Raw genomic sequence first — 20,667 nt, 5'->3', positions numbered from 1 at the left:
ATGGCGGTTGACCGCCTAGGTTCTTTTCATTGAGAATGATCTTAAACCTTCCAGCAAGGGTAAGGTCAAGGGAGATAAAGTGAATATCAGCGACGTTGCCAAAAAAACCGGTTTGACCAGTAAAGCCATCCGTTTTTATGAAGAGAAAGGATTGGTGACCGCCCCGATCCGTACGGACAACGGCTACCGCAGCTACAGCGCCAGGCATATTGAAGAACTGACGTTATTGCGCCAGGCTCGCCAGGTGGGATTCAACCTTGACGAGTGCCGTGAACTGGTCGCGTTGTTCAACGATCCGGCGCGGCACAGTGCCGATGTCAAAGCCCGCACGCTGCAGAAAGTCGCCGATATCGAAAAGCACATCAGCGAACTGGGGGAAATGCGCCAACGGCTGCTGGCGCTGGCGGATCAATGCCCTGGCGATGAAGGCGCAGACTGCCCGATCATTAATAATCTGGCAGGCTGCTGTCACAAAGGTTAGCGCGTAATGGCGCGGATCACCAAGGTGGTGCCTTCGACCGCCACCACTTCAACTTCGGTGCCGATCGGCAGATCCTCGTTGGCTTGCGCGCGCCAACTGCTGTCGGCGATATTAATGCGGCCATGGCCGTTATGCACCGCCTCGGTCAGCGTGGCGCGGGTGCCGATCAGTTGACGGTTACGCTGGTTGAGCACCGGGGAACCGCTGGTTGTCGTTGGCCGCTTGCGCAGCCAGTACCACCATAGATAGGCCACGGCGATGGTCATCACGGCAAACAGGGAACCCTGCCACTCCCAACTCAACTCCGGCAGCAGCCAGATAATTACCCCGACAATCACCGCAGAAACGCCGCTCCACAGCAGATAGCCGCTGGCACCGAGCATTTCCGCGGCTAACAGCAGCCCGCCTAACGAGATCCAGAACCATTGTGGGTTTGCTGCGATCTGTTCCAGCATAATTACTTACCTTTGCTGTCTTTCAGCAATTCGGTAATACCGCCGATAGAGCCCAGCAGGCTGCTGGCATCCAGCGGCATCATGATCACTTTGCTGTTATTGGCCGAGCCAATCTTCTGCAATGCGTCGGTGTATTTCTGGGCTACGAAGTAGTTAATCGCCTGGATATTACCGGTGGCGATGGCGTCAGATACCAACTGGGTTGCCCGTGCTTCTGCTTCGGCGGCACGTTCACGCGCTTCTGCCTGCAAGAACGCCGACTGGCGTTCGCCTTCGGCTTTCAGGATCTGTGATTGCTTATCCCCTTCGGCGCGCAGGATCGCGGCTTGACGTACCCCTTCCGCTTCCAGAATGTCGGCACGTTTGGTTCGTTCGGCCTTCATCTGGGCGTTCATCGCCACAATCAGTTCGGCCGGTGGACGAACGTCACGGATTTCGATACGGGTAATTTTGACGCCCCAAGGGTTGGTGGCCTCATCGACGATATGCAGCAGGCGGCTGTTGATACTATCGCGCTGTGACAGCATTTCGTCGAGCTCCATGGAGCCGAGCACGGTACGGAAGTTGGTCATGGTCAGGTTAACGATCGCCTGCTCGAGGTTACTGACCTCATAGGCGGCACGGGCCGGATCGACCACCTGGATAAAGCAGACGGCATCGATTGACACGTTGGCGTTATCGCGCGAGATAATTTCCTGGGAAGGGATATCCAGTACCTGCTCCATCATATTGATCTTGCGGCCAATACGATCCATAAAAGGTACTACCAGGTTTAAACCCGGCATCAGCGTTTTGGTATAACGGCCGAAGCGCTCTACCGTCCATTGGAAGCCCTGCGGGACAATTTTGATGCTCGAGAAGACGATAATCAACGCGACAACGATCACGATCGGAATAATGGTAAACATGGCACAACCTCCTGTCAGACATATTGCTAGATATTACGCCAGCGACAGGGGGAATGCCTAATGTATCACCAATGTAAGGCCATTTTTTGCAGAAAACGCCAGCATGTCGCCGTGAATGGGCAGTTTTAACCGGGTTTACCAAGCTGGCTTAACGTTGCCATGAAGTGATAATGGAGACTTCTTCAGGATCCGCGTCGAATTTGCTCAGCGTCACGGTGTGGCCGTCGGTCAGCAACACGCTGACCGCCATGCCGATCACGCCGGACTGCAGATCGGTCTGCTCGATATGTTGAAGCGCTTTAAGACAAACGAATTGCTGCATCTCGGGCAAATGTTTGAATCTGTCGGTTTGGGATTTTTTCAAGAGAGCTATCCTTTGGCGCTGCCGACGATTTGGCCATCACGCAGCAACACAATCTTGTGTTTCTGCCGGTACCAGATGGCGGTGTAAACACCTTTCTGATAAACCTGTGCATACTGGTTTTCTTCGGTCAACGCGGCTGCCGTTTGCTCAATGTAGCCCTGCTTGATATCCGGCGAGATCTTGATGTCTATCCCGGCAATACGTGCCTGCAATGTCTTGCTCTTTGCCGATTGCGCGTACTGTTTTGCCGCATTTTCCAACGCCTGCTTCTCTGCCGCAGCGTAAATGGCGGTCTGACGGTTTTGTTCGGCCAGATAGCAGGTATCTTTGGAAACGCCCTGTGCTTCACATTCAGCCATGCGCGACGCCGTAGAAGTGCAGCCAGCCAGCAAGATGGCAATCACCACGGTAGACAGTGTCCTAATCATCATTTTTAGTTCTTCGAGTTAGTCAGGATGGCACCGGAGTGTTCCTGTGTTTATTTATGCGTTTTATTAGAAGCTATTAGCTACTAAATAAAGCGGTTTTTAGCCTGGTTTGTTGATTTACCGAACTGATGCTACAGAATATTCTTAGACAAGCATCACGTTTTAACCATTCTGTTGACTAATGTCAATTTTTGTCAGCTACTGAGAACAGATCTCAAAATCTATTTACATGTAGCTAATAGCTCCTTAATTTGAGTTAAGTTAACTCTGTGTCGGAATTTACGTAGCTGTGGGGGACGGAATTTATGTGCTAAACTGCGGCATGTCTGTAGAGAGTAAGAGGAAATCGCAGGGTGGATAATCAAGCAGAGTTTAAAAGCTATCTGGAACGATTAGGCATTGAGCAACCTGCACTGTGCATACTCTTGGGGGTGCAGCGCAGCACCCTGAATAAATGGGTCAATGGCACGGTAACTGCAATCCCGGCCATCGCCACGACAGCGGTCAAAATGCTGTGGTTTATCAAAGAGTCCGATCCGGAGCTGTTCCAGCGCTGGATGATGATCCAGGACTTTGGCGTGCCAGCAGAGTACGCGACCAATGACAAGGCGTATGAATTTCTGCACGTCCTGAAGCGTGAGCCGTCACCGCCGATTAAGAAACTCCGGGCCCAGGTGGCGGCCCAGAAGCGATAAAATCGCGTGTTAAGCTGGTAAATCAATACCTTGCAGAAATCCGGTGATGCGTTCATCGCGCCGTTGGAATAGCGTGACAATTTCTTCCACGGCTTTACCACAGTCGTTACGCCAGGCCAGGGAGAGCGGTGACGGTTGCCGCTGATTGACGACGTCACGGGTGATCAACTGGCCGCTATCCAGATAGGGTTGGCAAAGATTTTTCGGCAAGAACCCTACGCCTAGCCCCTGCAGATGGCATTCGAGTTTACTGCGCAGGTCTGGCACCTTGATCTCTTTTTGGCCGGGTAGCAGCCAGGCAACGCGTTTGGTCAGGTTGCGCGAAGTATCTTCCACGTTGATCGCCGGGTAGCTGCGCAGCCGATCTTCGTGCAGTGCCGTGTCCTGGCAGGCTGCAAGCGGATGATCTGGCGTGACCACAAAGGCCCAACTGATCCCCCCCAATTTCAAGACGCTGACGTCATTAGCCAGTGATTCAGAGCCGGTGGTGCCAATGGCCAGCTGAAAATCCCCGTGCAACAACGAATCCCATACCCCCATATACACCTGACGCGAGATATGAAACTGCGTGAAGGGATAACGCTGTTGCAGGTAGGCCAACAGCCGGGCGACGCTTAGCGGGTTGTACAGCAGGTTGTTGATCACAATATTGACCTGATGCTCCACGCCGTCATTGATCTGGCGTAGCTCATCGGGCATGGAGTCGAGCCAGTTGTGCCATTGGCGGCAACGTTCCAGCAGGTATTCACCTGCGGGGGTCAGGTTGACGCTGCGGGTGGTGCGGATAAATAGCTGGGTGCCGATGCTTTCTTCCAACGTTTTGATGCGGTAACTGATGGTGGCAGTGGTTTTGTGCAGTAATTCGGCGGCGCGGGAAAAACTCTGGCATTCCGCGACTTTGATAAACGATCGAATTGTTTCGTGATCCAGCATATCGATTCCTTAACCGGTGCGGCCATCATTCTCCTAGAGTTGCAAAAGAATTTACTTACCTTAGTTGCCTTGGGTTAGTCATAAAACGGCTTCCCGTGATCGCGCTCACGTTTTATTACCCTTCCTCTGCTGAAAGTAACAGCTCTGTTAACGAACTGTATCGTTGCGGTGTGTTTTTTAATATGCTGATTTTTAATGAAATATTTTCAATGTGGCACAGAAAATGTGCAGCAGATCGTATTGTGGAAAATTTTTCCAATAATAACTTTTAAATTTCAGGCGACCTGTCTAGAGTGAACCCATTCAGTAATGTTCCTTTTTGAAACGATCCTGGAGAAACTGATGGACCTGATTGCCGTTGAGTTAACGCCTGAAGCCTTTGCACCCTATGGGAATGTATTGCAGATCGAGGGTGCGCCCTTTTTCCATATTAATGGTGGTAAAACAGAACGATATCATGATCTTGCCAATGTAGAAGTGGCCGACGATCATCGGGTGCTGGTCAGCATCAACCGATCTGAGCCTTGCGATCTTCCGTTGGAGTTCTCAGTGTTGGAGAAACATCCTTTGTCTTCACAGGCTTTTATGCCTATGAAGGGGGAACGTTTCGTGGTGATTGTTGCTGAAGCCGGGGAAGGGGACGAAATTCCGTTACATACTTTGCGCGCCTTTATCACCAACGGTAAGCAAGGGGTGAATTATCACCGCAATGTATGGCACCACCCGCTGTTTGCCTACGGTGCGATCACCGACTTTTTCACGGTCGATCGTGGCGGTGCCGACAACTGTATTGTCAAAACATTGCCAGAGACTTACCGGGTTGTGCTTGGATAGCGCTGTCCCCAAGCGCATAGGCTGTTTATTATAGCGGAGAAACCTTGAGCTAAATAAGGAAAGCCTGAATGAACGAAGTACGCAGAAAGGGAAGACCAACGACAGAAGCAGGGGCGACGAAAGGCGCGCAGGCGTTGGATCGTGGGTTGGAGATCCTGCAATTTCTGGCCAATGCCGGAGGAAGTTCATCCGTTTCCGTGCTATCCGAGAAGTTGGAATTACCACTATCAACGACTTTCAGATTATTGAAAGTATTAGAGAAATCGGAATTCGTTTTTCAGGATCCCCAGCTTGGCTGGTGGCATATCGGCATCCAGTCGTTTACCGTCGGTGCGGCCTATATGAATGACCGGGATGTGGTTTCGGTGGCGGGGCCTTACATGCGGCGGCTGATGTTGCTATCCGGCGAAACTGCCAATCTGGCCATCAGGAATAACTTTGACGCCGTGCTGATCCGTCAATGTGAGTGCCAGGCGATGGTGCGGATGTGCGCGCCACTTGGCAGCCGCTTACCGCTGCACGCATCCGGGGCGGGGAAAGCGCTGCTGTATCCGCTAGCGGAAGAGGAGATGCTGGATTTGTGCGTACGTTCGGGGCTGCACTCGTTTACCCCGAAGACCCTGACCAGCGTAAATCTATTACGTAAGGATTTAGCGCAATCGCAGGCGCAGGGCTATACCGTTGATGCTGAAGAGCATGCCCTTGGCCTGAATTGCCTGGCTTCGGCGATTTTTGACCGTAACAACAACGTCATTGCGGCCATCTCCATTTCAGGGCCCAGTTCGCGCGTTAGCAGCGATCGTTTCAAGGATCTGGGGGAGTTGGTGCGTGACGTAGCCAACGACATCAGTACCGCGCTAGGTGAGTCGCGCAGCAAGAAATAGCACGTTTAAAGCAAAACCTGTAGCCGCGATCGCGGCTGCAGGATGAGGTGACCTCCCCGTTTATTACTAAACGGGTTTTTTTGAACCCACTTCAATTTTGGAAAATTTTTCCAAATATTTAGGAGAACGTTTAGATGGCAATTATGCGAGCAGTAGATGCGGCAATGTACGTGTTGGCAAAGGAAGGCGTGAACACCGCATTCGGCGTGCCTGGCGCGGCGATCAATCCTTTCTATAACGCGATGCGTCAACACGGCGGCATCAAACACTATCTGGCGCGTCATGTTGAAGGCGCTTCCCACATGGCGGAAGGTTACACCAGGGCCAAACCCGGCAATATCGGGGTGTGTCTCGGGACTTCGGGGCCAGCGGGAACGGACATGATCACCGCACTTTACTCCGCCTCTGCCGATTCCATTCCCATTTTATGCATCACTGGCCAGGCTCCCCGGGCGCGTTTGCATAAGGAAGATTTTCAGGCGGTAGATATTGAATCGATCGCCAAGCCGGTGACCAAAATGGCGGTGACGGTCATGGAACCGGCACTGGTGCCCCGCGTGTTGCAGCAGGCTTTCCACTTGATGCGCTCTGGCCGCCCTGGCCCGGTGCTGATCGATTTGCCTTATGACGTGCAGATGGCCGAGATTGAGTTTGATCCGGACACCTACTCCTCGCTGGGGGCTTACAAACCGGCGGCCACTGAAGCGCAGATCGACAAAGCTCTGGACATGCTGTGTGCCGCAAGCAAACCGTTGTTCATCGCCGGTGGCGGGATCTTCAACGCGGATGCGGCCGACCTGTTGCAAGAGCTCGCGGAGACCTGCAACGTACCGGTGATCCCAACGCTGATGGGCTGGGGCTGTATCCCGGACGATCATCCGTTGATGGCAGGGATGGCCGGATTACAAACCTCACACCGTTATGGTAACGCCAACCTGCTGGATTCGGATCTGGTGTTTGGCATCGGCAACCGCTGGGCTAACCGCCATACCGGTTCGGTAGATAAATACACCGCCGGGCGTAAGGTGATCCACATTGATATCGAACCGACCCAGCTTGGCCGAGTGATCTGCCCGGATCTGGGTATTGTTTCCGATGCCAAAATTGCCCTGCAAATGTTAGTGGCAAGAGCTCGTGAACGTGCGGATCAAGGGCTGCTGCCGGATCGCTCACAGTGGGTGGAAACCTGCCTCCAGCGCAAACAAACTCTGCTGCGTAAAACCCATTTCGACAACGTGCCCATCAAACCTCAGCGCGTTTACGAAGAGATGAACCGGGCGTTCGGGCGTGATGCCTGCTACGTCACCACCATCGGGCTTTCGCAGATCGCGGCGGCGCAGATGCTGCACGTGTTCAAACCGCGCCATTGGATTAATGCCGGGCAGGCGGGCCCATTAGGTTGGACTCTTCCTTCTGCTTTGGGCGTCTGTGCCGCCGATCCGCAGCGCAAAGTGATCGCGCTGTCGGGTGACTACGACTTCCAGTTCATGATCGAAGAGTTGGCCGTTGGCGCGCAGTTCAAGCTGCCGTATATCCACGTGGTGGTCAACAACGCCTATCTGGGGTTGATCCGCCAGTCTCAGCGCGGTTTCGATATGGATTACTGCGTCCAACTGTCCTATGAAAACATCAACAACCCGGAAGGGGGCGAATACGGTGTCGATCACGTCAAGGTGGTCGAAGGGCTGGGATGTAAAGCGATCCGCGTCGTTAAGCCTGAGGATATCGCTCCGGCCTTCCAGCAGGCGCAAGAGTTGATGCGTCTGCATCAGGTTCCGGTGGTGGTGGAGATTATCCTCGAGCGGGTCACCAATATCTCGATGGGGACTGAGCTGGATAACGTCAATGAATTCGAACCCGTTGCCGAGTCGCCAGAAGATGCGCCGACCTCGGTCAGCTACTTCAACTATCAGTAAGGAGCAGGCTCATGCCGAAGTTTTCAGCCAACTTATCGATGTTGTTTAATGAAGTCGATTTTATGCAGCGCTTTCGCTGCGCCAAAGAGCAGGGATTCGCGGCGATTGAATATATGTTTCCCTACGATTATTCCGTGCAGGCGTTGAGGGGCGCACTGGAAGAGAATCAACTCACGCAGGTATTACAAAACCTGCCTGCCGGGGATTGGGCTGCGGGTGAGCGTGGTATCGCTTGCCTGCCTGGGCGCGAGGCCGAATTTCGTGATGGCGTAGGTCTGGCGGTGGAATATGCCCGTGCGCTGGGCTGTGCGCAGATCAACTGCCTGATCGGTAACCCGGATAAATCCGTCGCCCAACATAAGACCGATGAGATTGTGGTCGCTAACCTGAGCTATGCGGCAAGGGAGTTGGCCAAGGCCAATATCCGTCTGTTGGTTGAACCGATCAATAAATACGATATGCCCGCTTTCTATCTGCAAACCACTCGTCAGGTGTTGGAGCTGATGGATTGGGTCGCGAGCCCTAACCTGTTTATTCAATACGATATCTACCACATGCAGCGCATGGAGGGCGAACTGGCCCACACCATGGAAACGCTGTTGCAGAAAATCGCGCATATCCAGGTTGCCGATAATCCGGGGCGCCATGAGCCAGGAACCGGGGAAATCAATTACGACTATCTGTTCCGCGCGCTGGACAAGATGGGCTATCGCGGTTGGATCGGCTGTGAATACAAACCAGCGACCACGACGGCGGCCGGCCTGTCATGGATTAAGCAATATCAACATTGAGGGACATATCATGAAAGTAGGCTTTATTGGTTTAGGGATCATGGGCACGCCAATGGCTGAAAAGCTGATCGCAGGCGGCCATCAGCTGTATGCCAACACTTTGCATCAGGTTCCGCCGGAGCTGGTGGAAAAAGGGGCCATCGCCTGTGCTACTCCCAAGCAGGTGGCTGAGCAGGCTGACGTTATTTTTATTATGGTGCCCGATACGCCGCAGGTGGAAGAGGTGTTATTTGCGGCCAATGGCTGTGCCGAAGCACCACTCAAAAACAAGATCCTGGTAGATATGAGTTCTATCTCGCCGCTGGAGACGAAGGAGTTTGCCAAACGCATTAACCAACTGGGCGCCGATTATCTGGACGCGCCGGTATCTGGTGGTGAAGTGGGGGCCAAGCAGGGCAGCTTGACCATTATGGTCGGCGGTGACGAAGGCGTATTTGGGCGGGTAAAACCGTTGCTGGCCCTTATGGGGAAAAACATTACGCTGGTCGGTGGCAATGGCGACGGCCAGACCTGCAAGGTTGCCAACCAGATTATTGTGGCTCTGACGATTGAAGCGGTTTCCGAAGCGCTGATATTTGCTTCCAAAGCGGGTGCCGATCCGGCTCGGGTCCGTGAAGCGCTGATGGGCGGTTTTGCCTCATCGCGCATTCTGGAAGTGCACGGTGAGCGGATGATCAAACGGACATTTGAGCCGGGCTTCCGTATCTCCCTGCATCAAAAGGATCTCAATCTGGCGTTACAGGGTGCGAAGTCGTTGGCGCTCAGTTTGCCTAATACTGCCACTTGCCAAGAGCTGTTCAACCTCTGTGCGGCCAATGGTGCCAAAGATCTCGACCATTCCGCGTTGGTACAGGCGTTGGAAATTATGGCTAACCATAAAGTGGCTGGCTAAAGAGTAAGGCTTAACAAGTTGCAAGTGCCTTTCGCCTGCAACTTGGATTCTGGTTATCGTCTAGTTGTTTAATGGTTATATTCCTGTCTGTCTTGGCCGTATTGGTATTTGACTAATATAAAGATTAGAACATCAGTTTGTTGTAATGATAATAAACAAAAACACCCTACGCTATTTTCTTATTTAATATAAGAAGGACCTGTCATGGAATCTATTAGCAATAAGCAGAGAGAGATTTACCAACGGCGCGGCTATCATGAGGACCTATTACCCAAAGAAGCGGATAAGAAAACCTGGAAGGGAATTAACTATTTTACCTTGTGGATGGGTTCGGTACATAACGTACCTAACTATGTAGCCGTCGGGGGCTTCTTTATTCTGGGGCTTTCCACCTTAAGCATTATGGCCGCCATTATTCTCAGCGCCTTTATTATTGCCTTTGTGATGGTGATGAACGGCGCTGCCGGTTCGAAATACGGTATTCCTTTTGCCATGATACTACGTGCTTCTTATGGCGTGCGTGGTGCGTTGTTTCCTGGGATCCTCAGAGGTTGCGTGGCCGCCATCATGTGGTTTGGCTTGCAGTGTTACGCAGGCTCGCTGGCTTTCCTGATCCTGATTGGCAAACTGTGGCCACAGTTTTTGACCTTGGGCGGGGATTTCAACCTGTTGGGGATCGGCCTGCCTGGGCTGATTGCCTTCCTGATTTTCTGGGCGGTTAACGTGGCCATCGGCCTGGGAGGCGGCAGCATTCTCAACAAGTTTACCGCGATCCTCAACCCCTGCATCTACGTGGTGTTTGGCGGCATGGCCATTTGGGCTATTTCCATCGCTGGCCTGGACAACATCATCGCTTATGTTCCGGCCAATGCTATAACGACTAACAATGGCGGCTTCATGTTTTTGGTGGTGATCAATGCGGTGGTGGCGGTATGGGCCGCTCCGGCGGTCAGCGCCTCGGACTTTACCCAGAACGCCAGCAGTTTCCGCCAGCAGGCCTGGGGGCAAACGCTGGGATTGGTGGTTGGCTATCTGCTGTTTGCCGTCGCCAGCGTCTGTATCCTGGCCGGGGCCAGCATTCACTACGGCGTTGATACCTGGAACGTGCTGGATATCGTACAAAAATGGGACAGTATTTTCGCCTCGGTGTTTGCGGTGCTGGTGATCCTGATGACGACTATCTCAACCAATGCGACCGGTAACATCATTCCTGCGGGCTACCAGATTGCCGCTATCGCCCCGAAAAAACTCACCTATAAAAATGGCGTGGTGATTGCCAGTATCATCAGCCTGATTATCTGCCCGTGGAAACTGATGGAGAATCAGGAAAGCATCTACCTGTTCCTTGATGTGATCGGCGGAATTTTAGGGCCGGTGATCGGCGTGATGATGGCGCATTACTTCATCGTGATGCGCAGTGAGATCGACCTTGATACCTTATATATCGAACCCGGTAATTATAAATACTACGATAACGGCTTTAACAGCGTAGCGTTTATTGTAACGCTATTTGCTGTGTTGCTGTCATTGGGCGGTAAGTTCATTGAGATACTCGAACCTTTATCACGGGTTTCCTGGTTTGTTGGCGTTATCAGCGCATTCTGTTTATATGCGCTACTCAAAAGTAGAACAGTGGTTAATCGGCAAGAATATACCTGAAGTGAATATGATAAAGAAGTAAATAACCCTAAGCGTAATAATATGATACTTTAATTTCACGAAGGAGCATGACCATGTCATACGATTTAATTATCAAGAACGGTAAGGTTGTTTTAGAACATGATGCCATCATTACTGATATTGCGGTTAAAGAGGGCAAGATAGCCGCCATCGGCAATGGTCTTACCGGCGCCAAAACGGAGATTGATGCCAGCGGAATGGTGGTGGCACCGGGCATGATCGATGCCCATGCGCATATGTCCGAGCCGGGCCGTACTCATTGGGAAGGGTATGAAACCGGTACGCGTGCTGCGGCCAAGGGCGGTATCACTACCATGGTCGAAATGCCGTTGAACCAGCTGCCAGCCACGGTGGACAGAGCCTCGATAGAAATGAAGTTCTCGGCGGCAGAAGGCAAGCTCACCATCGATGCGGCCCAGTTTGGTGGCCTGGTTTCCTACAACCTGGATCGGCTGCATGAGCTCGATGAGATTGGCGTGGTGGCCTATAAATGCTTTGTAGCGACCTGCGGCGATCGCAGCGTCAGCAATGACTTCCGCGACGTGAACGACTTCGAATACTTCAAAGGTTTGCAGACCTTAGCCAAGCTGGATCAATTAGTGGCGGTGCACGCCGAAAACGCCCTGATTTGCGATGCGTTGGGGGAAGAGGCCAAGGCGGAAGGGCGCGTAACGGCGCACGATTATGTCGCCTCTCGCCCGGTATTTACCGAGGTTGAGGCGATCCGCCGGGTGCTGTATCTGGCCAAGGTCGCGGGTTGCCGCTTGCACATATGCCACGTCAGTAGCCCAGAAGGGGTGGCGGAAGTGACTCGCGCTCGTCTGGAAGGGCAACAGGTCACCTGTGAGTCCTGCCCGCACTACTTCGTGCTGGATACCGACCAGTTTGAGGAAATAGGCACCTTGGCCAAGTGTTCACCGCCGATCCGCGATGCGCAGAACCAAAAAGGGCTGTGGGATAAGCTGTTTAACGGTGAGATTGACTGCCTGGTGTCCGACCACTCGCCATGCCCACCGGATATGAAAGCGGGTAATATCATGCAGGCCTGGGGCGGGATCGCCGGGATACAAAACTGTGTCGATATCATGTTCGATGAAGCGGTGCAGAAAAGGGGCATGTCGCTGCCGGTGTTTGCCAAATTGATGGCGACCAACGCCGCCGATATTTTTGGTTTGAAGCACAAGGGGCGCATTGCTGTAGGGAAAGATGCCGACCTGGTGTTCATTCAGCCCAACAGCAGCTACGTACTGGCAACCGGCGATCTCGAGTATCGCCATAAGGTCAGCCCTTATGTGGGGCGGAAAATCAACGCAAGGGTGGCCAAAACCATCCTGCGTGGCGAAGTGATTTACGATCTCAAGGCGGGTTTTGGCGTTCGTCCGATCGGTAAATTTGTGCTTAAACATCAGCAATAACGCTAGTTAATCAGCGCCCGTCACCGGGCGGGCGCGTGAATGATGGGATAGTGGATATGAAGGAAGCACCCATGAACGGGTTATGTGCCAGTCGAAGCAGTTGGTTATCGGGTTTGCAGTGGTTCTTTTTCATTTTCTGCAATACGGTAGTGATCCCGCCTACCCTGCAATCGGCATTCAACCTCTCTGCCGGTGTGACCTTTTGTATTACCCAATATACCTTTATCTCAACGGCGCTGGCCTGCCTGGCACAGGTATTTTTGGGCCATCGACGAGCCATTATGGAAGGGCCAACAGGCCTGTGGTGGGTGACCATCTTAACCCTGACCCTGGCGGAAGCGGCCAACGGTACGCCGCTGCCAGAAATTGGTGGCAGCCTTGCGGTGGGGATCCTGATCTCTGGCATCTTGACCATTCTTATTGGGGCTAGCGGTTTGGGGTTCCGCCTGGCACGGCTGTTCCGTCCGGCGGTGATGGCCACGTTTATGTTTTTGCTGGGGGCGCAGTTAATTACCATCTTCATGAAAGGGATGCTGGGGTTACCTTTTGGCGTTTATACCGGCGTCGTGACCATTAACTACCCGGCCTTTTACTGGGCATTGACGGTGTTGCTGCTGATTATCGCCATTATTGCCTTTTTACCGCGGGCGATCGGCAAATATGCGCTGTTAATCGGCACTCTGGTTGGCTGGGGCGTTTACAGCTGGTGGTTTGCACCCACCGGTGCGCCGATCACGGGCAGCGATTGGGTACTGTTCCCACTCGGGTGGCCGCAGGAATTGCATTGGGGGATTGTGATCAGCGCCGTCCTGACCGGTTTGGTCAACGTGTCGAATAACTTTGCCGCCATTCGTGGCACCGATATTTTTTATGCGGACGGCCCGGCGGGCAGAAGCCTGTTCCGGCGTAGCTTTATGGTCTCAGGTGGGCTGACCTGCCTGGCTGCCCCACTGGGCGTGGTGCCTTTCTCGCCTTTTGTCTCTTCCATTGGCCTGCTGACCCAGACGCAAGACAGCAGTCAGCGCTCGTTTATTATCGGTAGCGTGGTATTCCTGCTGGTGGGGATGTTGACGCCGCTTGCGCAATTCTTCTGCAGTATTCCGCTCACGGTCAGCAGTGCCGTCATGCTGGCCTCTTATCTGCCCTTGCTGTTCTCCTCGGTGCTGTTTATCAACAAGATCGAACTGAATAGCCGCAACATTTATCGGCTGGCGCTACCGCTATTTTTGGGCGTATTCCTGATGAGTATGCCTTCCTCCTTTTGGCAGGGGGTGCCGATCACCATCAGGCCGCTATTCAGCAATGGCCTGTTGATTGGCGTACTGCTGGCGGTGTTGGTTGAGAATAGTATTCCGTGGGATAAGGTGAAACCACGCTAGCATTTATAATACAGCTATTAATCAATATTGTTTAAATTCCCACCGCCCTGTCTTTGATAATCAGGGCGAGTTAATCCAATGACACTGAAATAAAATCTGAAAATAGCAGGATGCCAACCAAGGAGATCCGATATGGCGACCAATAATGCTGCGATTGATCAAGCTATTCTGGCCAGTCCCGACAAGGCTAAACTCTACCGTAAAATAGCCTGGCGAATTATGCCGATATTACTGATTAGCTATATCGTCGGTTATCTTGATCGTGTTGGGATATCATTTTCAAAATTCCAGATGATGCCAGATATTCTGCAAGGTAATGTGTCGATGGCAGAGGCAGTTTATGGCCTCGGTGCCGGTGTATTCTTTATTGGTTATATTATCGCCGGTGTGCCAAGTAATATCTTACTGAGTAAGTATGGTGCGCGGAAGGTCATTGCCCTGTTGATGTTGGTATGGGGCACGATTTCAATGCTGAGTATCTTCATTACCAATCCCACACAGTTTTATCTGGCACGATTCCTGCTGGGGTTAGCCGAAGCCGGTTTTTATCCGGGGGTGATCCTCTATCTGACACTGTGGTTCCCTTCAAGCCAGCGGGCAAAAATGACGGCGCTGTTTGTTTGCGGGATACCGGTGAGTAATATCATTGGTGGGCCTCTTTGCGGTTGGATTATTGAAAACATGAATGGCATGTTCGAGCTGTCCGGCTGGCAATGGTTATTCTTTATCAGTGGTCCGCGTGCATTATTGATTGCGGTCGTCATTTTCTTCTTCCTGGATAATACCTATCAGAGTGCTAAATGGCTCAGTCCACAAGAAAAAGAGATGATCACCCAAGATATGGTGCAGGGAGCATCGAAAAAGATAGGTGCTGATGGTGCAGCGCAGGAGTGGACAATGAAGACCATGCTGAAGTCTTCTGCTTTCACTAAAATGTGGTTGATCTGTTTCTGTACGGTGATGGGGCAAGGGGGATTGGCCTTCTGGGTGCCAACCATGATCCGTGATACGGGGGTAAGCTCGGTAATGGATATCGGTTTGCTGACCATGCTGCCGTATATGCTGGCCGTTGTCGCTATGCTAATGGCTGCACGCAGCTCTGACAAACACCGAGAAAGGCGTTGGCATATCATTGTTCCTTTCTGTATTGCTGCGGTTTCGTTGATTTTTATCGGCCTGTTCCCAGACAATAAAGTCATCGTGATGGTGGCATTATGTATTGCTGTCGCCTCCAGCCTGGTCCCTTCACCGCTGTTCTGGAGTTTGCCAAATGCTATCTTTACCGGTACCTGTGCTGCTGCTGGGATAGCGCTAATTAACTCGATTGCCAATATAGGTGGCTTTATTTCCCCTTATATTATTGGTTACTTTAAAAACACCACGGAGAGTAATCTGGTCGCGATGTGTGTGCTATCCAGTATGATGATACTGGGGGCTATACTGACCTATAGCGTTCCGGCAAAACTGGTTAATAAATAATAGTCAATAGAAGTTCAGTTATTGATAATTGCTCCGATTGATAAAAAACCATGCTCTCTCTGCCTATGTGGTGATCTATTTCATTGGCTGAGGGTATGGTTTTTTTATTGGTTAATGATGAAGAGGGGAACGTTATGGTGGCGATATTAAAAGTAGAGTGGGATGGAATGAATAACAGGTGACTCAGTGTTGGCCCCTCACCCTAACCCTCTCCCACAGGGAGAGGGGACCGAATGTGCCACGTATTAACTCCAGCGTATTAATACCTTTACCGGGATCCTTAATTAAGGATTGGCAACGTATTACAGATTAACGCCAGCGTATCGAATCCATAGATTGAATCCAGCGTATTAAAGTCTTTGTCTTACCGATGGGCTTCTACACTTGAATGTTGCGCTGAACTGGCTCCCTCTCCCTGTGGGAGAGGGTTGGGGTGAGGGGAAATATTGATTGCTGAATGAGTAATAAGACTCTGCTTTAATCAATTAGGCCACACTACTTAGAGCGTGGCCTTTAGGCGGGATTAGAAGTCGACGTCGCGGTTGCAGTCTTTCGAGTAGATATAGCTGAACTCTTCCTGGCCCACCGCATAGCCGGCTTGCGGAACATAGGCAGCCATAAAGATGTAATCCCCTTTCTTGACCGGGATCCACTCGTTATCCAGGTTGTACATCCCAGCACCGCTGAGAATATAAGCGCCATGTTCCTGCACGTGAGTCTCGATATAGCCATGGCTGGCGCCTGGCTTGAAGGAGAGGATATGGATGTTCATATCGAACCCCAGATCCTTCGGCAGCAGATCTTGCAGGATCACATCACTCATGCCTTCATAGTGAATTCTTTCCAGCTTGTTGACGTTGTTGCTCACCACGTGGGCTTCATAGCCCTTGATGCGGTTGTAGACACGCTTGTAGAGGAACAGCTGGCTTGGTTTTCCGCCGTTGGTGTTCTCCAGGCGCAGCATCACACCAGCAGGGCAATACAGATAGCCGCCAGTGGTGAGTGGATAATCGGTGCTGTCGGCTGACGCGGTGATGTTGCCTTCGATAACGTAGACCAAGGTTTCAATATTCTCACCGCCAAAGCCTTGCTGGTTACGGCCGCCATCATGCAGTGTCACCAGATAATCGACAAAAGTGGCGCCCAGTTTCGGGGTGGCAAGAATGGTAACGTCGCAGTTCTCAAAGCCTGGAATGATGTTACGCACCAGGCCATCCGGTGGGATCACGGCATAGTTGTCGCGTTTGATAATGGAGCGCGAAGCTAGGATATCTTTTGGATAGCCAATCTGATTATTGATATAACCCACGTTAATTCTCCTGATTAGTCAGGGCCGTAGCCCTACAACAAAAATTATGCCTGTGCCGCCGTTTGGCGATTGTTTTTCTGCTTCATCAACACGTTGACGGTAAAGAAGATCACGGTGCCGATCAGCAGGATGGCGGCCGAGATATAGAAGCCCATCACCTTGGAGCCGGTGCTGTCGGAGATCACCCCGGTGAGGAATGGAGCAATCACCGAAGAGGACATGCCGAAAAAGTTAAACACGCCAAAGCTGGTGCCGTAGCCTTTCTTCGGAGCGTTATCTGCAACGAAGGAGATCATGATTGGATCCACTGCCAGCTTACCGAGCAGGCCGTAAAGGATCAGGCTGACCAGCAGGGTGGTGGAGTCCGGTGAGATCACGGTGCAGACCAGCGTCACTGCGGCACAGATTTGCAAGAAGATGATCAACTGCACTTTCTTGGCGCGGAAACGGTCAGACATGCGGCTGAAGAACAGCGCCCCTGGTACGGAGGCAAAGGCCACCAGCGCGGCGGAAAAGCCGATGGCCACGCCTTCGAACCCACGTTCCTGTTGCAGGAAGGAAGGCAGCCAGGTCACGATCATGTAGTAGCCATAGCAGGTGGCGAAATACATCACGTAGGCGGAAATCATCCGCAGGCTGAACAACCCACTGGCTTCCTCGGTCTCTTCTACCGATGTGGCCGCAGCGGCTGCCGGGCTGGCGGCTAGTGAGGCGGTGTAGGAGCCCCCCTTGATCACCAGGAAGAATACCAGCGTCATTACCACCAGTAAGCCGGTGATGATAAACAGCATGATTTGCCAGTCCATCCCCATGCTTTTCACCAGCAGGCTGGAGGCGATCAGGCCAATGGCCATCCCCAGCGCAGAGCCGCTGTTGATAATGGCGGTGGCCAAACCACGGCGTTCCAACGGAATATTTTCTGATGACAACGAGTAGGCCGAGCCGTAGTAAGAGCCACAGCCCATCCCGGCCAGCAGGCTACCGGCGTAGATCATGGTCAGGCTGGTGGCGTTGCCGATCAGTAAGGTGGCGATGATGAACAGGCAAAAACCTGGGATCAGCACCACCTTCTTGCCGAACTTATCCACCAGGATCCCGGCCGGGATTTGCATCCCGGTATAGGCAAAGAAGTAGAAGCTGGCGATCAGGCCCATCTCGGCGTTGGAATGCGAGCCGATGGTTGCCTGGATCTCAGGGAAGATCGGTGTCAGTACCGTGCGGTAAATCCAGATCACCGCCCAGCCCAGGCACAGGACCACCACGATTTTTTTCCAATACAGCGGATCAAATCCGGTGTTGGAGGAGGTTTTGCTGTTGCTCATAGGCGGGCTCCCTGCTCGGTATAGGCCAGTTGGTATAAGGTATGCGCCAGAATTTTCACCCCTTCGGCCAGGTCGGGCAGTTCGGTTTTTTCCGCCGGGTTATGGCTGATACCGGCAATGCTTGGCACAAACATCATCACCGTCGGCACGTGCGGGGCAAAAATCTGTGAGTCATGGCCAGCACCGCTGTGGATCATGCGGTAGTTCAGCTTATGGCTTTCACACAGGTGGCTGACGCAGGCCAGTAACTGTTTGTCCATGGGGATCGGCGTTTCATCCATCCACAGGTCGATCTCGACCTCAATGCCCATTTCGGCACAGATGCGCTGAATATCGGCTTCGATCTCTTGGGTAAAACGCAGCAGCGTGGCTTTGTCGGTGTGGCGGCAATCCAGGGTGAAATGAGTGAATCCAGGCACGACGTTGACGGTGTTAGGCTTGGGCTCGACCTTGCCAAAGGTCAGCACCAGCGGGTCGCCTTCCGCTTTGGCCTTGGCGATGGATTCGCAGCAGATCCGGCTGAAGGCATAAACGGTGTCCTTACGGTAACCCATTGGCGTGGTGCCCGCGTGGTTGGCCTCGCCCTTGAGTTTGATATCGTAGCGGCGCTGGCCGACGATGCTGGTGACCACACCAATGGTTTTTCCTTCGGTCTCCAACACTTTGCCCTGCTCGATATGCAGTTCAACGAAGGCGGCGATATCTTTGCGCAGAGGCTGGTCTTGCGGGCGGAAGTCAAAGCCTGCGCTATGCATGGCGTCAACGAAATTTACGCCTTTGGCATCACAGATGCTTTTGACTTCTTCCGGGCGAGCGGAACCGATAATGTTTTTACTGCCCCAGAAAACGTAAGGGAAACGGCTGCCTTCCTCCTCGGCCAGCGAGATGACTTCCAGCGTGCGCAACGGCGCACCGTAGGTTTCTTTCAGATGTTTGATCGCCAGATAGGCGGCTTCGATACCAAACTGACCATCAAGGTTGCCGCCGTTGACGACCGTATCGATATGCGAGCCAGAAAGGATCACCTGATCGGGATATTTGCTGCCCTGCAGGCGGCCGGATAAATTGCCGACGGCATCAAAAGAGGTCGCCAGACCGGCGGTTTCAAAAGCCTGCTTCAGCGCCTGTTGGGCTTCCACCCACTCAGGGGTATACAGCAAGCGCGTCATGCCGCCGCTGGGATCTGCCCCGATCTTGGATAACCAGCCAGAAGTTTCACTAATTTCTTGTTGGAAATTCTTCATATTTATCTGCCTGCTTGTAACGTCCCTGAGACATGCGCCAACTCAGCTTTGTCGGGAGGGTTGATAAGGAAAATGGCGGCGAAAATAGCTTTTCTCCGCCTGATTTAATTAATCTGACGATTAACTGGCAAACGGATCTTTATGGTCGTAGGAACGCTGGTAAATATCGTCAGAAATCAGGTATTGATAAATGTCGTCAACAATATCGATGCCATTCTTTTCATTTTCTATTTCACGCATATGGCTACCCTGGCCAGGGTAGAGCACTTGTTTCACGCCAGGTGCCGGTTTGATTTCGTTCAGTTCTCTCATTACCTGGCTGATATGTTTACGGAAGGTCACTTCGTTGGTGAAATAGCTTGGGTTGAGCACGATATGCAACTGGCCCAATTCCCGGCCTGCACTTAAGTCGTGATACATCGAGCTGACGTGTTTACCGAACGGCAGGCCAAGCAACACGCCGGATAGAATATCGACCATCATCATCAGGCCGTAACCTTTTGGCCCGGCGATAGGCAACAGCCCGCTGACGGCGAAAGGATCGGTGGTGTTATTGCCTTCGCTGTCTACCGCCCAGGTATCCGGGATTGGCACGTTGCGTGAGCGAGCATCCAGCACCTTGCCCCAGGCTTGAACCGTAGTGGCCATATCGAAGGTCATGATGTCGTCGCCTTCGGCCGGCGCTGAGAAAGCGATAGGGTTGGTGCCGTAATAGACCTCTGCACCGCCATAAGGGACGACCATCGGATCCGACTGACACACTGAGATGCCAATCATGCCCGCATGGGCGGCCTGTTGCACAAAGTAAGACAGCGCGCCACTGTGGCCGATGCGGCGAACGCCTACCACCGCTACGCCGTTCTCTTTCGCCATTTCGATGGCGTGGTCCATACCCAGCTTGGCTGCGACATGTCCGGCACCGTTGTCGCCATCAAAAACTGCGCTGCAAGGGCCGGTTTTTTCAAAGGTGAAATGCGGGTCGTTATTGGTGCCGCCTTTGCTGATGCGTTCAGAATAATATTCCACCCTCACCGCGCCATGGGAATGGATCCCGCGCGCATCTGCATGGACCAAAACGTCCGCGACAATCCCGGCGTGTTCCTGGCTTAGGCCTGCAGAATGAATTTTATTTTGAATCAGTTGATGCAGTTGCTGCTTAGAGACTTTCATTGACAGTCCTTCCATTGATATACCCTATGGATTTCAAGCTGCAGCTTGAAAGACGACGGGTATACGGTTTATTAAAACTATCTCTGTC

At 52.5% G+C, this 20,667-nt stretch carries 20 protein-coding genes; 11 read left to right on the top strand and 9 right to left on the bottom strand.

The features are described 5' to 3' along the window. Window positions 1–79: 79 nt before the first annotated feature. Window positions 80–481: a Cu(I)-responsive transcriptional regulator gene (cueR, locus tag IMQ33_RS22940; RefSeq protein WP_065686298.1), complete on the top strand. Its 402-nt coding sequence runs from the start codon at window positions 80–82 to the stop codon at window positions 479–481. Here cueR and IMQ33_RS22935 read toward each other — a convergent pair. The 4 genes from IMQ33_RS22935 to IMQ33_RS22920 form a co-directional block, all read right to left on the bottom strand. Further along, window positions 478–936, bottom strand: coding sequence for an NfeD family protein (locus tag IMQ33_RS22935; protein WP_196062911.1), 459 nt, complete (start codon window positions 934–936; stop codon window positions 478–480). The two genes, cueR and IMQ33_RS22935, sit on opposite strands and share 4 nt — an antisense overlap. Window positions 937–938: 2 nt before the next feature. Then, window positions 939–1,844 carry an SPFH domain-containing protein gene (locus tag IMQ33_RS22930; RefSeq protein ID WP_021180096.1) on the bottom strand — a complete coding sequence of 302 codons (906 nt, stop codon included), beginning with the start codon at window positions 1,842–1,844 and terminating at the stop codon, window positions 939–941. Between the two features lie 148 nt (window positions 1,845–1,992). Beyond that, window positions 1,993–2,208 (bottom strand): hypothetical protein, encoded by a 216-nt coding sequence (locus IMQ33_RS22925; RefSeq protein ID WP_024528421.1) that lies wholly within the window; start codon window positions 2,206–2,208, stop codon window positions 1,993–1,995. 5 nt (window positions 2,209–2,213) lie between these two features. Further along, window positions 2,214–2,639 (bottom strand): hypothetical protein, encoded by a 426-nt coding sequence (locus IMQ33_RS22920; protein WP_024484425.1) that lies wholly within the window; start codon window positions 2,637–2,639, stop codon window positions 2,214–2,216. A gap of 350 nt (window positions 2,640–2,989) precedes the next feature. Between IMQ33_RS22920 and IMQ33_RS22915 the strand changes: the two genes are divergently transcribed. After that, window positions 2,990–3,331, top strand: a complete 342-nt coding sequence (locus IMQ33_RS22915) for a hypothetical protein (RefSeq protein ID WP_024528423.1) — start codon at window positions 2,990–2,992, stop codon at window positions 3,329–3,331. A gap of 9 nt (window positions 3,332–3,340) precedes the next feature. Here the strand turns inward: IMQ33_RS22915 and allS are convergent, their stop codons facing one another. Beyond that, window positions 3,341–4,264, bottom strand: a complete 924-nt coding sequence (allS, locus tag IMQ33_RS22910; protein WP_065686300.1) for an HTH-type transcriptional activator AllS — start codon at window positions 4,262–4,264, stop codon at window positions 3,341–3,343. Window positions 4,265–4,606: 342 nt separating this feature from the next. Here allS and IMQ33_RS22905 point away from each other — a divergent pair, with 342 nt between their 5' ends. From IMQ33_RS22905 to IMQ33_RS22865, 9 genes are all read left to right on the top strand, one after another. Then, window positions 4,607–5,098, top strand: coding sequence for an ureidoglycolate lyase (locus IMQ33_RS22905; RefSeq protein WP_065686476.1), 492 nt, complete (start codon window positions 4,607–4,609; stop codon window positions 5,096–5,098). Window positions 5,099–5,166: 68 nt separating this feature from the next. Continuing rightward, window positions 5,167–5,982, top strand: coding sequence for an HTH-type transcriptional repressor AllR (gene allR / locus IMQ33_RS22900; protein ID WP_024528426.1), 816 nt, complete (start codon window positions 5,167–5,169; stop codon window positions 5,980–5,982). A 134-nt stretch (window positions 5,983–6,116) separates the two neighbouring features. Beyond that, window positions 6,117–7,898 (top strand): glyoxylate carboligase, encoded by a 1,782-nt coding sequence (gene gcl / locus IMQ33_RS22895; RefSeq protein ID WP_196062910.1) that lies wholly within the window; start codon window positions 6,117–6,119, stop codon window positions 7,896–7,898. Between the two features lie 11 nt (window positions 7,899–7,909). Next, a complete protein-coding gene (hyi, locus tag IMQ33_RS22890) occupies window positions 7,910–8,689 on the top strand; it encodes a hydroxypyruvate isomerase (protein ID WP_173409711.1) in 780 nt (259 codons plus the stop codon). Between the two features lie 10 nt (window positions 8,690–8,699). Further along, window positions 8,700–9,581 carry a 2-hydroxy-3-oxopropionate reductase gene (glxR, locus tag IMQ33_RS22885; RefSeq protein WP_024528429.1) on the top strand — a complete coding sequence of 294 codons (882 nt, stop codon included), beginning with the start codon at window positions 8,700–8,702 and terminating at the stop codon, window positions 9,579–9,581. A gap of 204 nt (window positions 9,582–9,785) precedes the next feature. Next, window positions 9,786–11,240 carry a putative allantoin permease gene (locus IMQ33_RS22880; RefSeq protein WP_024528430.1) on the top strand — a complete coding sequence of 485 codons (1,455 nt, stop codon included), beginning with the start codon at window positions 9,786–9,788 and terminating at the stop codon, window positions 11,238–11,240. Window positions 11,241–11,314: 74 nt separating this feature from the next. Next, the gene (gene allB, locus IMQ33_RS22875; RefSeq protein ID WP_024484433.1) at window positions 11,315–12,676 is read left to right on the top strand and encodes an allantoinase AllB; all 1,362 of its coding nucleotides are present in this window, start codon (window positions 11,315–11,317) and stop codon (window positions 12,674–12,676) included. 71 nt (window positions 12,677–12,747) lie between these two features. Further along, a complete protein-coding gene (locus IMQ33_RS22870; protein WP_161739605.1) occupies window positions 12,748–14,055 on the top strand; it encodes a uracil/xanthine transporter in 1,308 nt (435 codons plus the stop codon). A 132-nt stretch (window positions 14,056–14,187) separates the two neighbouring features. Beyond that, on the top strand, window positions 14,188–15,534 hold the full coding sequence (locus IMQ33_RS22865; protein WP_196062909.1) for an MFS transporter: 1,347 nt from the start codon (window positions 14,188–14,190) through the stop codon (window positions 15,532–15,534). A gap of 523 nt (window positions 15,535–16,057) precedes the next feature. Here the strand turns inward: IMQ33_RS22865 and allE are convergent. The 4 genes from allE to allD form a co-directional block, all read right to left on the bottom strand. Beyond that, on the bottom strand, window positions 16,058–16,843 hold the full coding sequence (gene allE, locus IMQ33_RS22860) for a (S)-ureidoglycine aminohydrolase (RefSeq protein ID WP_065686305.1): 786 nt from the start codon (window positions 16,841–16,843) through the stop codon (window positions 16,058–16,060). Window positions 16,844–16,887: 44 nt separating this feature from the next. Beyond that, a complete protein-coding gene (locus IMQ33_RS22855) occupies window positions 16,888–18,165 on the bottom strand; it encodes an MFS transporter (protein ID WP_186528509.1) in 1,278 nt (425 codons plus the stop codon). Continuing rightward, on the bottom strand, window positions 18,162–19,409 hold the full coding sequence (allC, locus tag IMQ33_RS22850) for an allantoate deiminase (protein ID WP_065686307.1): 1,248 nt from the start codon (window positions 19,407–19,409) through the stop codon (window positions 18,162–18,164). Before allC ends, IMQ33_RS22855 begins: the two co-directional genes overlap by 4 nt. Window positions 19,410–19,529: 120 nt before the next feature. After that, the gene (allD, locus tag IMQ33_RS22845; RefSeq protein ID WP_024486472.1) at window positions 19,530–20,579 is read right to left on the bottom strand and encodes an ureidoglycolate dehydrogenase; all 1,050 of its coding nucleotides are present in this window, start codon (window positions 20,577–20,579) and stop codon (window positions 19,530–19,532) included. Window positions 20,580–20,667 lie beyond the last annotated feature (88 nt).

Origin of the sequence: Serratia sp. Res13-Sevr-LER1-36-b (assembly GCF_015673035.1) — a bacterium.
In the GTDB taxonomy this organism is placed as follows: Bacteria; Pseudomonadota; Gammaproteobacteria; order Enterobacterales; family Enterobacteriaceae; genus Chania; species Chania fonticola_C.
Note: the sequence above shows the minus strand (reverse complement) of the source record. Positions and strands in the feature narration are given on the sequence as shown.